Annotated in this window: 11 protein-coding genes; 10 read left to right on the top strand and 1 reads right to left on the bottom strand. The window is 65.7% G+C overall.

Annotated features, from left to right (window positions below; all coding sequences use genetic code 11):
• The first annotated feature begins 797 nt into the window (after positions 1 to 797).
• From MFF62_RS16780 to xerC, 7 genes are all read left to right on the top strand, one after another.
• A complete protein-coding gene (locus MFF62_RS16780; RefSeq protein ID WP_019450345.1) occupies positions 798 to 1,841 on the top strand; it encodes a rod shape-determining protein in 1,044 nt (347 codons plus the stop codon).
• A gap of 136 nt (positions 1,842 to 1,977) precedes the next feature.
• On the top strand, positions 1,978 to 2,952 hold the full coding sequence (gene mreC, locus MFF62_RS16775) for a rod shape-determining protein MreC (RefSeq protein ID WP_238264248.1): 975 nt from the start codon (positions 1,978 to 1,980) through the stop codon (positions 2,950 to 2,952).
• On the top strand, positions 2,949 to 3,461 hold the full coding sequence (mreD, locus tag MFF62_RS16770) for a rod shape-determining protein MreD (RefSeq protein ID WP_238264247.1): 513 nt from the start codon (positions 2,949 to 2,951) through the stop codon (positions 3,459 to 3,461). Before mreC ends, mreD begins: the two co-directional genes overlap by 4 nt.
• 43 nt (positions 3,462 to 3,504) lie before the next feature.
• Complete coding sequence (gene mrdA / locus MFF62_RS16765; protein WP_238264246.1) at positions 3,505 to 5,880, top strand: penicillin-binding protein 2; 2,376 nt, start codon at positions 3,505 to 3,507, stop codon at positions 5,878 to 5,880.
• A gap of 13 nt (positions 5,881 to 5,893) precedes the next feature.
• Positions 5,894 to 7,036, top strand: coding sequence for a rod shape-determining protein RodA (rodA, locus tag MFF62_RS16760; protein WP_238264245.1), 1,143 nt, complete (start codon positions 5,894 to 5,896; stop codon positions 7,034 to 7,036).
• A 77-nt stretch (positions 7,037 to 7,113) separates the two neighbouring features.
• Positions 7,114 to 7,785 (top strand): DUF484 family protein, encoded by a 672-nt coding sequence (locus MFF62_RS16755; RefSeq protein ID WP_238264244.1) that lies wholly within the window; start codon positions 7,114 to 7,116, stop codon positions 7,783 to 7,785.
• 16 nt (positions 7,786 to 7,801) lie between these two features.
• Complete coding sequence (gene xerC / locus MFF62_RS16750; protein ID WP_238264243.1) at positions 7,802 to 8,866, top strand: tyrosine recombinase XerC; 1,065 nt, start codon at positions 7,802 to 7,804, stop codon at positions 8,864 to 8,866.
• An 8-nt stretch (positions 8,867 to 8,874) separates the two neighbouring features.
• Here the strand turns inward: xerC and MFF62_RS16745 are convergent, their stop codons facing one another.
• A complete protein-coding gene (locus tag MFF62_RS16745; RefSeq protein WP_238264242.1) occupies positions 8,875 to 9,831 on the bottom strand; it encodes a transcriptional regulator GcvA in 957 nt (318 codons plus the stop codon).
• Positions 9,832 to 10,025: 194 nt separating this feature from the next.
• On the opposite strand from MFF62_RS16745, the gene MFF62_RS16740 reads away from it, so the two are divergent.
• From MFF62_RS16740 to lipA, 3 genes are all read left to right on the top strand, one after another.
• The gene (locus tag MFF62_RS16740; protein ID WP_238264241.1) at positions 10,026 to 10,394 is read left to right on the top strand and encodes a DUF2917 domain-containing protein; all 369 of its coding nucleotides are present in this window, start codon (positions 10,026 to 10,028) and stop codon (positions 10,392 to 10,394) included.
• 107 nt (positions 10,395 to 10,501) lie between these two features.
• Positions 10,502 to 11,224 carry a lipoyl(octanoyl) transferase LipB gene (gene lipB, locus MFF62_RS16735; RefSeq protein WP_238264391.1) on the top strand — a complete coding sequence of 241 codons (723 nt, stop codon included), beginning with the start codon at positions 10,502 to 10,504 and terminating at the stop codon, positions 11,222 to 11,224.
• 34 nt (positions 11,225 to 11,258) lie between these two features.
• The gene (lipA, locus tag MFF62_RS16730; RefSeq protein ID WP_404990777.1) at positions 11,259 to 12,278 is read left to right on the top strand and encodes a lipoyl synthase; all 1,020 of its coding nucleotides are present in this window, start codon (positions 11,259 to 11,261) and stop codon (positions 12,276 to 12,278) included.
• The last annotated feature ends 357 nt before the right edge of the window (positions 12,279 to 12,635 follow it).

The following is a 12,635-nucleotide window of genomic DNA, read 5'->3' as shown; positions in this document are numbered from 1 at the left end:
AGGTGTTGCGGCCGGAAGGCGGAGGGCAGACGCCGGGATGGTAGCGGCGTCCACCCAACCGTCGTCGGGTGGCCGTCGGGGTGCCTGGAAGGGCGACATGCGCCCGGCCGCTGGCGGGGTGGCCAAGGCGTGCCGGACAGGTGCGCCCCGGGGACACCCCAGGATCGTCGAAGTTACAAGTTTTTCAGGGCGCAAACGCCCCGAAACAGCCGGAATTATAAGGTATCATTACGCGCTGCAGTCTTCCCGCAGCGCCTGCTCCACTTGGGTTGCGGCGAAGCGGGCAGGCGGTGATGCCGTCAGCACAGTTGCGGCATCGGGGGCCGGTGTTCAGACCTGGCCGGTGCGCGGCGAATGTACTGGATCGTGCGGCATACCGTGCGCGGCGTCGCAAGCATGCAACAGTAATCCGGCGGCAGCAGGGGAAGGCCGCGAATTAACGGTTGTTTTCACCGTATTTTCATCAGTAGGAAACTGGTTCCTCCGATTAGGCTACTGCCATCGTCAGGTGTTTTTTTGTCCTGTCCGGCGCATCTGGCGGCGAACTTTCGCGCAGAGTCTAATCAAAGGTTCCCGTAGGTCCGGCGTGCAGGCATGCGCCGGCAAGTGGATCGCCGCTGGCGCACCGGGGCTCGACGCGTCAGTGGTACGGGGCGCGCCGGGTTTGTGCCGGCGCGGGCCGCTATCACCGGGGGAGCCGTGAACCATCACCCTTGCAAACGTATTCCTGGCCGGGCCGACTTAGGCACTGGCCGCTTCGCATACCCGCGAACCAACAACAGAAGACAGGATTCCTGATGTTCGGATTTCTCCGCAGCTATTTCTCCAACGACCTGGCCATCGACCTGGGCACCGCCAACACCCTGATCTACATGCGCGACAAGGGCATCGTCCTGGACGAGCCGTCGGTCGTGGCCATCCGTCAGGAAGGCGGCCCCAACGCCAAGAAGACCATCACGGCGGTGGGCAAGGAAGCCAAGCAGATGCTGGGCAAGGTGCCGGGCAACATCGAGGCCATCCGCCCGATGAAAGACGGCGTGATCGCCGACTTCACGGTGACCGAGCAGATGCTCAAGCAGTTCATCAAGATGGTGCACGACACCAAGCTGCTGCGTCCGAGCCCGCGCATCATCATCTGCGTGCCGTGCGGTTCCACCCAGGTGGAGCGCCGTGCCATTCGTGAATCGGCGCTGGGCGCCGGCGCCAGCCAGGTGTACCTGATCGAGGAGCCGATGTCGGCCGCGATCGGCGCGGGCCTGCCAGTGTCGGAGCCGTCGGGCTCGATGGTCGTCGATATCGGCGGCGGTACCACCGAGGTGGGCATCATCTCGCTGGGCGGCATGGTCTACAAGGGTTCGGTGCGCGTGGGCGGCGACAAGTTCGACGAAGCCATCGTCAACTACATCCGCCGCAACTACGGCATGCTGATCGGCGAACAGACCGCCGAAGCCATCAAGAAGGAAATCGGTTCGGCCTTCCCGGGCTCCGAAGTCCGCGAAATGGAAGTGAAGGGCCGCAACCTGTCCGAAGGTATCCCGCGCGCCTTCACCGTGTCGTCGAACGAAATCCTCGAGGCACTGACCGATCCGCTGAACCAGATCGTGTCGGCCGTGAAGATCGCGCTGGAACAGACGCCGCCCGAACTGGGCGCGGACATCGCCGAGCGCGGCATGATGCTGACCGGCGGCGGCGCGCTGCTGCGCGACCTGGATCGCCTGCTGGCCGAGGAAACGGGCCTGCCGGTGCTGGTGGCCGAGGATCCGCTGACCTGCGTGGTGCGCGGCTCGGGCATGGCGCTGGAGCGCATGGACAAGCTCGGCAGCATCTTCTCCTACGAGTAATACGAGGCGGACCGTGGTGACCTGCGTCGCCGTGGCTCCGCGCACTTTGATCTCTTCCCCCGCCAGCCCGCACCGCCATGCCCCACGAGGGTCGCGCGGACGCGTTGGCGGACTGGTTTCGCCTGCGCACCGGTAAATGGATTACTCTCCACCGCCGCTATTCAAGCAAGGCACATCGGCCGTCGCGCGCCTGGTCGTCTTCGTGGCGATTGCGCTGGCGCTGCTGATTGTGGACGCGCGCTTCGACGCCATGCGCATCGCGCGCCAGGTAGCCGCCACCGTGCTCATGCCCGTGGAACGCCTGGTGCTGATTCCACGCGACGCATTGCGCGGCGTCTTCGACTACACCCAATCCTCGGTCACGCTGGCCAATGAAAACCGCGAGTTGCGCCGCAACGCCGTGGAGCAGGCCAATGCCGCCGTGCGTCAGGCTCAGCTCGAGGCCGAGAACAGCCAGATGCGCAAGCTGCTGAACCTGCAGCAGCAATCGGCCACCCCGGTCACGGCCGCCGAGATCCTCTACGACGCCCGAGATCCGTACAGTCAGCGCATCGTCATCGACCGTGGCAGCTCGCAAGGGCTGCGCGCCGGTTATCCGGTGATCGACGAGCGTGGCGTGATCGGCCAGATCACGCGCGTGTCGCCGTTCCAGTCGGAGGTGACGCTGCTGACCGACAAGGACCAGGCGATTCCCGTGCAGGTGGTACGCAACGGCCTGCGCAGCGTGGCGTTTGGCGGCTCGCGCGCCGGTCTGCTGGACCTGCGGTTCATGGCTGCCTCGGCCGACTTGCAGCAGGGTGACCTGCTGGTGACGTCGGGCCTGGACGGTACCTATCCGCCCGGCCTGCCGGTGGCGAAGATTGTCCAGATCGAACGCAAGGCCGACACGGCGTTCTCGCGCGTCTATTGCGAGCCCGTGGCGGGCGTGCGCTCGCATCGGCAGCTGCTGGTAGTGCGCTACGAGTCGGGCCTGGCGCCGCGTCCGCAGGAAGAGACGGCACCGACCAAGGCCGAAAAGGGTGCGCGGTCGGCGGCCGCGCGTGCCGGCGCCGAGCAGAAGGCGGCCGACAAGCCCGCCGAGAAGCAGAAATCCCCGGAGCGTGCCCAGTGACGACGTCCCAATACCTGTTGCGCCCGGTCAATCCCGCGTTCATCGCGCTGACCTTCGTGCTGGCCTTCCTGTGGAACCTGATGCCGTGGGGCACCACGCTGTGGATTCCGGACATGGTTGCGCTGGTGCTGGTGTTCTGGAACATCCACCAGCCCCGCAAGGTGGGCATGGGCGTGGCGTTCCTGCTGGGCCTGCTGATGGACGTGCATGACGCGCGCCTGCTGGGCGAGCATGCGATGGCTTATACGCTGCTGGCTTACTTTGCCATCACGATCCACCGCCGCGTGCTCTGGTTTTCGGTCTATACGCAGGCGCTACATGTGATGCCGCTGCTGTTCATCACCCATGCGGTGCCGGTGGTGATCCGCCTGGCCATGGGTGCGCCGCTGCCAAGCTGGCCGCTGCTGCTGGCGCCGGTGATCGAAGCCGTGCTCTGGCCGATGGCCACGGCGTTGCTGCTGGCGCCACAGCGGCGCTCGGCCGACGTCGACGAAACGCGACCGATCTAGCCTCACCTTTCCCTGACACCGCCACGCCGCCCGCAGTACCACCATGACCGAAATCCGCAACGTCGAACTGGAAATCGGCCGCTTCCGCATCCGCGTGGCGGCGGCCGCCCTGTTCACGGTCATCTGCTTTGGCCTGCTGTTCACCCGCTTCCTGTGGCTGCAGTGGTACAAGCACGACCAGTACTCGGCCAAGGCCGAGGACAACCGCATCTCCGTGGCGCCGATCGAGCCCAATCGCGGCATCATCATGGACCGCAACGGTGTGATCCTGGCGCGCAACTATTCCGCGTACACGCTGGAAATCACGCCTTCGAAGCTGACCGACACGCTGGACAACACCGTCGACGAACTGGCCAAGCTTGTCGATATCCAGCCGCGTGACCGCCGCCGCTTCAAGCGCGTGCTCGAAGAGTCGCGCAGCTTCGAGAGCCTGCCGCTGCGCAGCCAGCTTACCGACGAGGAAGTGGCCAAGTTCTCGGCACAGCGCTTCCGTTTTCCGGGCGTGGATGTGCGCGCGCGGCTGTTCCGCCAGTATCCGCTGGGCGAGTCGGCCAGCCACGTGGTAGGTTACCTGGGCCGCATCTCGCAGCGCGACCAGGAACGCATCGAGGCGATGGACGAGGCCAACGACGCCGATCCGGCCAAGTACGATCCGCGCAAGGATATCGACAACTACAAGGGCACCAACTACATCGGCAAGATCGGCCTGGAGCAGAGCTACGAGACCGAACTGCACGGGCTGACCGGCTTCGAGGAAGTGGAAGTCAGCGCGGGTGGACGTCCGATCCGTACCTTGTCCACGTCGCCGGCCACGCCGGGCAACAACCTGATCCTGTCGCTCGATATCCGCCTGCAGCAATTGGCGGAACAGCTATTCGGCGACCGTCGTGGTGCGCTGGTGGCGATCGAGCCCGAAACCGGCGACATCCTGGCCTTCGTGTCGAAGCCAACCTACGACCCGAACCTGTTCGTGGAAGGCATCGACTCCAAGACCTGGGACGAACTGAACAACTCGCCCGACAAGCCGCTGCTGAACCGCCCGCTGCGCGGCACGTATCCGCCCGGGTCGACGTACAAGCCGTTCATGGCGCTGGCGGCGCTGACCACGGGCAAGCGCACGGCGGCCTGGGGCATGCACGATCCGGGCTTCTTCACGCTGGGCAACCATACGTTCCGCGACGACAAGCCGGGCGGCCACGGCTGGGTGGACATGCAGGCGTCCATCGTGCAGTCGTGCGACACCTACTACTACGCGCTGGCGCGCGACATGGGCGTCAACGCCATCCACGACTTCATGAAGCCGCTGGGCTTCGGCCAGATCACGGGCATCGACATCGAGGGCGAAAGCCGCGGCATCCTGCCGTCGACGGACTGGAAGCGCAAGGCGTACCGCAAGCCGGAGCAGCAGAAGTGGTATGACGGCGAGACCATCTCGCTGGGCATTGGGCAGGGCTACAACAGTTTCACGATCCTGCAGCTGGCCAATGCGGTGTCGATCCTGGTCAACAACGGCGTGGCGATGAAGCCTCACCTGGTGAAGGCCATCGAGGATTCGGTGAACCGCAAGCGCGCGCTGACGGTGCCCAAGGAAAGCTACCGGCTGCCGTTCAAGCAGGCCGATATCGACGTGATCAAGCGCTCGATGGTGGCCGTGACCCACAACGGCACGGCGGCCCGCGTGTTCGCGGGTGCCGCGTACGAATCGGCCGGCAAGACCGGTACGGCACAGACCTATACGCTGGGCAAGAACGAGAAGTACAACCACCACGCCATCGACGAACGCAAGCGCGACCACTCGCTGTACACGGCCTTCGCGCCGGCCGACAAGCCGAAGATCGCGCTGGCACTGATCGTTGAGAACGCCGGCTTTGGTGCGGCCGTGGCGGCGCCGATCGCGCGCAAGGTGATGGATTACTACCTGCTGCGCAAGTGGCCCGAGGAACTGCAGGCCACCGCGCCGCCGCCCGAGGAATCGGTGCGGGCCGGCGGCCGCCCGCCCGTGGATACGCCCAGCGTGTTCACCACCGGCGACACCGCCAATGCGGCGACGGCCACGGTGATGCAGACCGCACCGGCCACGGTTGCCGGAGCGTCGGCCGCTGGTGCCAGCGCGCCGGGCGCCAGCGCCGTGGCGGCGGCATCCGTACCCGTGCCTGCGGCAAGGGCGGCTGCGGCTTCGGAATCGATGGCCGCGCAGCTCGACCCGGCCGCAATCGCGCCGGCATCGGCCGTGACCACGCTGGACGAGCGCATGCTCCAGGCGCTGGGCCACAGCAGGCCGGCATCGGCGCCCAAGGTACCCGCGACGAACATCACGCCTGCCTCGGCGCCAGCGCCGACGCCGCGCACGAAGCCGGTCAAGCCCAATCCCGCCAAGGTTGCCCAGTCCGGTACGGCCGGCAACCCGGCTACAGAGTAAAAGGAGACGCGCCATGGACAAACGCCGCGTCCTTTCCGCGATCCGGACGGCCCTGACTGGCTTCGACAAGCCGCTGGCCCTGATCGTCTTCCTGCTGTTCGCCACCGGCATCGTGGCGCTGTACTCGGCCGCCATCGACATGCCCGGCCGCGTCGAGGATCAGCTGCGCAACATCCTGCTGTCGTACGTGGTGATGATTGTGATCGCTTACATGCCCACGCAGCTATTGATGCGGGTAGCGGTGCCGCTCTACACGGTAGGGGTGGCGCTGCTGGTCGCGGTGGCCATGTTCGGGCTGATCCGCAAGGGCGCGCGGCGCTGGCTCAACGTGGGCATGGTGATCCAGCCGTCCGAGATCATGAAGATCTCGATGCCGCTGATGCTGGCGTGGTACTTCCAGAAACGCGAGGGGGTGATCAGGTGGTTCGACTTTGTCGTGGCGCTGGTCATCCTGGGCATTCCGGTGGGCCTGATCGCCAAGCAGCCTGACCTGGGCACGGGCCTGCTGGTGCTGGCCGCTGGCCTGTACGTGATCTATTTCGCCGGGCTGTCGTGGAAGATCATCCTGCCGCTGCTGGCGATTGCCGTGGTGGCCGTCACGATGCTGGTCAGCTTCGAGACGCAGATCTGCGCGCCGGGCGTGAACTGGCCGATCCTGCATGACTACCAGCAGCACCGCGTCTGCACGCTGCTGGACCCCACGACCGACCCGCTGGGCAAGGGCTTCCACACGATCCAGTCGATCATCGCCATCGGCTCGGGCGGCGTGACCGGCAAGGGCTGGCTCAAGGGCACGCAGACCCACCTGGAGTTCATCCCGGAAAAGCACACCGACTTCATCTTCGCGGTGTTTTCGGAGGAGTTCGGGCTGATCGGCAATGCCGTGCTGCTGGTGCTGTATCTGCTGCTGATCTTCCGCGGGCTTTATATTGCCGCCAACGCGCCGACATTGTTCTCGCGGCTGCTGGCCGGTGCCATCACACTGATCTTCTTCACCTACGCCTTCGTGAACATGGGCATGGTGAGCGGGATCCTGCCCGTGGTGGGCGTGCCGCTGCCGCTATTGAGTTATGGCGGTACGGCATTGGTGACGCTGGGCATGGGTATCGGCATCCTGATGAGCATCTCGCGGCAGAAGCGGCTGATCCAGACCTGACGGCAGCGCGGATTCGTCACTTTGCTACACTGCCAGCCGAAAAATCATAATTGCACCATTCGTACCGGTAGAAGCTTATGAACGCCCAAGACGTCGCAGCCTATCTGCAAAGCAACCCGCAGTTCTTCGAGGACCACGCCGAGCTGTTGGCCACGGTGCAACTGACCAGCCCGCACAGCCACCGCGCGGTCTCGCTGCAGGAGCGCCAGATGGAAATCCTGCGCGAGAAGAACAAGGGCCTGGAACTGAAACTGGCCGACCTGGTGCGCCATGGCCACGAGAACGACCGCACGCAGGGCCGCATGCACGCGTGGCAGATGCGCCTGCTGGCCGAGGCCGATTCCCATGCGCTGCCGTATGCGGTGCAGGACGGCATGCAGCAGGTGTTCGACGTGCCCGCCGTGGCGCTGCGGCTGTGGAACGTGGGCGAGGCATTTGCCCACATGGAAGTGGCCCAGGGTGCCAGCGACGACCTGCGGCTGTTTGCCGAAGGGCTGCGCGCGCCGTATTGCGGCGCCAACAGCGGCTTCGAGGCAGCAAAGCTGCTGGAACGCGACGACATCGAGTCGCTGGCCATGGTGACGCTGCGTGTGCCGGCACGTTCGGCCGACGAAGGCCCTGGACCCGCGTTCGGTCTGCTGGTGCTGGGCTCGCCCGAGCCGCGCCGCTTCCACGAAGGCATGGGCACCGCCTACCTGTCGCAGATTGGCGAAGTGGCCGGCGCCGCGCTGAATCGCCTGCGCGACTAAGCCTCATATTTCCGCCATGCGCAAACGCCAGCCGGGCCAGGACGACACCGCCGAGGCGGAAAAGCCTGCGCCCGATCCGCTGGTGGTGCGCTATCTGGACTGGCTGGCCTCCAATCGCAAGCTTGCCGAACACACGCTGACTGGCTACGGGCACGATTTGTCCGTGCTGCAGGAGTCGGCTACCCGCCTGGCGGCCGGCGTGCCGCTGCTGTCGCTGGAAACCCGTCATATCCGATCATTTGCCGCGCGCCTGCATGGCGGCGGCCTGTCCGCGCGCACCATCGCGCGCACGCTGTCGGCGTGGCGCGGCTTCTACCTGTGGGCGGCCCGCCATGGGCACGGCGTGACGGCCAATCCGGTCGATGGGGTGCGCGCACCCAAGCGCGGCCAGCCGCTGCCCAAGGCGCTGTCGGTGGAGCATGCCGTGGCACTGGTGGCGCATAAGCGTGGCGATACGACCGAATCAGTGCGCGACCAGGCCGTGTTCGAGCTGTTCTATTCCAGTGGGCTGCGGCTGTCGGAACTGACCCAACTCGACGTGCGCTATACCGAGGACGGCGAATACCGCTCGGCTGGCTGGCTGGACCTGGACGGCGCCGAAGTCACGGTGATCGGCAAGGGATCGCGCCGCCGTACGGTTCCGGTGGGCAGCAAGGCGGTAGCGGCGCTGAAGGCGTGGCTGGCGGTACGCGACACGCTGCTGCGCCCGGGCGCGCTGCCCGAGGATGCCCACGCGCTGTTCCTGGGCACGCGCGGCAAGCGCCTGTCGGGCAGCACGGTACAGGCCAGGATCAAGCAGCAGGCGCTGGCGGCGGGCGTGCCGACCAGCGTGCATCCGCACATGCTGCGGCATTCGTTCGCCACGCATATGCTGCAGTCGTCGGGCGACCTGCGCGCGGTGCAGGAAATGCTGGGACACGCGAGCATTTCCACCACGCAGGTCTATACCTCGCTCGATTTCCAGCATCTGGCGAAGGTCTACGACCAGGCCCATCCCCGGGCAGGGCGCGCGCGCAAGAGCGCACCCGAATCAGCGCCGGCGCGCGATGCCGACGGCGCCGATGGGGACGAGGACGCCTAGGTCCACTGTCAGGTCCACTGTGAAAGAATATTCCGAAAGCGTTCCATCTCCGGCAGCAGCCACTGCCGGAGCGCCTGCACCTTGGGCGTGGCCAGGCTCGCGTGCGTGCACACGAAGTGCAGCAGCCACGGACACGGGATGCTGACGTCGAACAGCCGCACCACCCGGCCCGACAGCAGGTCGTTATAGGCCAGCGACGAGCGGATCAGCGCGATGCCCTGGCCCTCGGCGGCCGCCTGCAGCAGCAGCGACGAGTCCTGCATCATCAGTCCCTTGGTGGGCTCGGGCCAGTCCAGGCCGGCGGCCTCGAACCACGGTTTCCACGGATCACCCTCGCCGCGCAGCAGCGGCATGCCGGCCATGTGTGCGGGCTGCTCGGGCAGGCGTCCGCCATTGAAGTCGGGGCTGCATACGGCCAGGAACACGTCGTCGAGCAGCCGTTCCACATACAGGCCCGGATACAGGCCGCTACCCATGCGCAGCGCCACGTCCACTTCCTCGGCGCCAAAGTCGACGAGCGAGTTCGACGACAGCAGTTCCACGTCCAGTTCGGGATGCCGTTCGATGAAGCTGCCGATGCGCGGCGTGAGCCAGCGCGCCGCGAACGACGGCATGGTGCTGATGGTCAGCCGCTTCTCGCGGTTGCCGGCCTGCAGCACGCGCGTGGCGTCGGCAATCTGCAGCAGCGCGTCGCGCACGCGCTCGGCGTAGAGCCGGCCGTTCGAGGTCAGCATCACGCGCTTGCCGCGCCGCTCGAACAGCGGCTGGCCCAGTTCCTCTTCCAGCGCGCGGATCTGGTGGCTGACCGCGCCGTGCGTGACGAACAACTCGGCGGCCGCCCGAGAAAAGCTCTCGTGCCGCGCCGCGGCCTCGAAGGTGCGCAGGGCGGCCAGTGCCGGCAGGCGCGGAAATTCGCGCTTCCAGCTACGTGGATCGTCCGGATTCCAGGCCCCGCTCCAGACCATGATGGACCTCGTCTATGTGAGATTGGCTAACAAGACACAAGAATATATATCGTTTTGATAGCGCTGGGGGAATCACTAGAATTCACTTCACCGGACCCCGCCAGACAACGCCCTAAACTGTTCTGGTCCAATCACCAAGCCAGTCATGGCCAGGCCAGCAACACGGCGGCACCCGGACTCACGGAGAACTCATCATGAAAGCCCTACTCACAACGACCGTCTTCACGCTGAACCCCGGCGAAGTCGCACCGCTGTCGGTGCATGCCGCCCAGCGCCTGTTTGTGGAAGATGCCAAAGGCGTGGATGTATGGGTGACCCGCGAGAACGATTCCGAGGATTACTGGCTGCGCTGTGGCGCGAGCCTGCTTCTGCGGCGCGGTGACGAGATCGTGCTCAGCGTCGACCCGCGTGCCTCGGGCCCGGTGCGGCTGGCGCTGATCGCGGAAGCGCGGCGCCCGGCACTGACCCTGTCCGATCTGCCGCATCTGGTGTTCCGCTCGGTGCGGCGCCTGGTTCGCGGCACGGAATGGACGCCGGGGCAGGACAAGATCCACGCCTCCTGACCCCGTGCGGCGGCTAAGGCTCGTATGGCCGCCGCCCGATGACGAATGACCTGAAAGGGCCGGCCTGCGCCGCACGCAGGCCGGCCCTTTTCGTTACACTCTCGGGCATGCATCCGATCCAAGTCATCGATCAGGGCCGTCAGCCATATGAGCCCTGTTTCGACGCGATGCGGGCGTTCACTGCGGCCCGCACTCCCGACACGACCGACCAGATCTGGCTGGTCGAGCATCCGCCGGTCTACACGCTCGGCCAGGCCGGGGACCCCGCGCACCTGCTGGCTCCCGACGACGCCATTCCGGTCGTGAAGATCGATCGTGGCGGACAAATCACTTATCACGGTCCAGGCCAGGTCGTGGCCTACCTGCTGCTCGATTTGCGCCGCCGTCACCTGATGGTGCGCGAGCTGGTGCAAGACATCGAGCAAGCCGTGCTGGACACGCTCGCGTCGTATAATCTCGCAGCCGAACGCAAGGCCGGCGCCCCCGGCATCTATCTGACCGATGGACCGCACCAGGGCGCCAAGATCGCCGCGCTTGGCCTCAAGATCCGCAACGGCTGCAGCTATCACGGTGTCAGCCTGAACGTTCAGATGGATCTGGACCCGTTCCTGCGCATCAACCCCTGCGGCTATGCCGGACTGGAAACGGTCGACATGGCCACGGCGGGTGCCACCTTCGCGGCGGCGGATGATGCCGGACCGCTGCCCGTCACGGCGGCACAACAACCCGCAATCGCACAACGCCTGGCGGCGGCCCTGTGCGAGGTCCTGTCGGCGCGCGAGGCAAGCGCGCAACGGGCCCACGGGAATGCCGCCGCCGAGGCAGCCTGAACGTGGCATGCCCGGCCCCGAATCAACGCCAAACATGCACGCGGCCGCGCGTGCGGAGAACAGTATGAGCGACGCACTGATCGCCACGTCCAGCGAAGCCCCGCAAGTCCCCGAATACGACGCCACCAAGAAGCAGAAGTCGGCCGAGAAGACCGCACGGATCCCCATCAAGATCGTGCCGGCCGAAAAGCTCAAGAAGCCCGACTGGATCCGCGTGAAGGCGGCTACCGGCAATTCGCGCTTCTACGAGATCAAGGACATCCTGCGCGCCAACAACCTGGTGACCGTGTGCGAGGAAGCCAGCTGCCCGAACATCGGCGAATGCTTCGGCAAGGGCACGGCCACGTTCATGATCATGGGCGACAAGTGCACGCGCCGCTGCCCGTTCTGCGACGTGGGCCACGGCCGTCCGGACCCGCTCGATGTGAACGAGCCGGGCAACCTGGCCCGTACGATTGCCCAGCTCAAGCTGAACTACGTGGTGATCACCAGCGTGGACCGTGACGATCTGCGCGATGGCGGCGCCCAGCATTATGTGGATTGCATCTCGCAGACGCGTGAGCTGTCGCCGAACACGCGCATCGAAGTGCTGGTGCCCGACTTCCGCGGCCGTCTGGACAAGGCGCTGGACATCCTGCAGGTGGCCCCACCCGACGTGATGAACCACAACATGGAAACGGTGCCGCGCCTGTACAAGCAGGCTCGCCCGGGCGCCGACTACGCGCACTCGCTGAAGCTGCTGCAGGAGTTCAAGCGCCGCAATCCGGACGTGGCCACCAAGTCCGGCCTGATGGTAGGCCTGGGCGAGACAGACGAGGAAATCCTGGAAGTCATGCGCGACATGCGCGCGCACGACATCGACATGCTGACGATCGGCCAGTATCTGGCCCCGTCGAATCACCACCTGCCGGTGATGCGCTACGTCCATCCGGACACGTTCAAGATGTTCGAGGAAGAAGCCTACAAGATGGGCTTCACCCACGCTGCGGTTGGCGCGATGGTGCGTAGCTCGTACCACGCTGATGAGCAGGCGCATCAGGCTGGGTTTGCCTGAGCTCCAAGGCTAGTTAGCAAGCTCCCCTCTCCCGCCACGCGGGAGAGGGGTTGGGGGAGAGGGTAAAGAGGTTCTGCTTGCCGACCAGCAGCAATTTGAACCGCTGGCCCTCTCCCCCGCCCCTCTCCCAGAGGGAGAGGGGCGAAAACCCATCGGAACACCACCGCATCACCAGAAAACCGGCCGCCAGGCCGGTTTTTTTTCGCCGGAATGTCTGGTCCTCCCATTGCGTGGCCTCTGACAAAAAAGCGCCTCATAAATCTCATTACCCCATTCGTGGTGCCAATTCCCCGCTAACGGTGCATAACCGCTAAGGGTCTACCCGAAGTGCAGGGCATGGCCATGTTTCGATACCAT

The organism is Cupriavidus pauculus, from assembly GCF_022179805.1.
GTDB classification, from domain to species: Bacteria; Pseudomonadota; Gammaproteobacteria; order Burkholderiales; family Burkholderiaceae; genus Cupriavidus; species Cupriavidus pauculus_E.
Note: the sequence above shows the minus strand (reverse complement) of the source record. Positions and strands in the feature narration are given on the sequence as shown.

Bases quoted from the DNA above. Each gene is read 5' to 3' on its own strand.
- xerC (WP_238264243.1), top strand. From the start codon at position 7,802: ATGCGCAAACGCCAGCCGGGCCAGGACGACACCGCCGAGGCGGAAAAG.
- lipA (WP_404990777.1), top strand. From the start codon at position 11,259: ATGCACGCGGCCGCGCGTGCGGAGAACAGTATGAGCGACGCACTGATC.
- MFF62_RS16745 (WP_238264242.1), bottom strand. From the start codon at position 9,831: ATGGTCTGGAGCGGGGCCTGGAATCCGGACGATCCACGTAGCTGGAAG.
- MFF62_RS16780 (WP_019450345.1), top strand. From the start codon at position 798: ATGTTCGGATTTCTCCGCAGCTATTTCTCCAACGACCTGGCCATCGAC.
- mrdA (WP_238264246.1), top strand. From the start codon at position 3,505: ATGACCGAAATCCGCAACGTCGAACTGGAAATCGGCCGCTTCCGCATC.
- MFF62_RS16755 (WP_238264244.1), top strand. From the start codon at position 7,114: ATGAACGCCCAAGACGTCGCAGCCTATCTGCAAAGCAACCCGCAGTTC.
- mreC (WP_238264248.1), top strand. From the start codon at position 1,978: ATGGATTACTCTCCACCGCCGCTATTCAAGCAAGGCACATCGGCCGTC.
- lipB (WP_238264391.1), top strand. From the start codon at position 10,502: ATGCATCCGATCCAAGTCATCGATCAGGGCCGTCAGCCATATGAGCCC.
- rodA (WP_238264245.1), top strand. From the start codon at position 5,894: ATGGACAAACGCCGCGTCCTTTCCGCGATCCGGACGGCCCTGACTGGC.
- MFF62_RS16740 (WP_238264241.1), top strand. From the start codon at position 10,026: ATGAAAGCCCTACTCACAACGACCGTCTTCACGCTGAACCCCGGCGAA.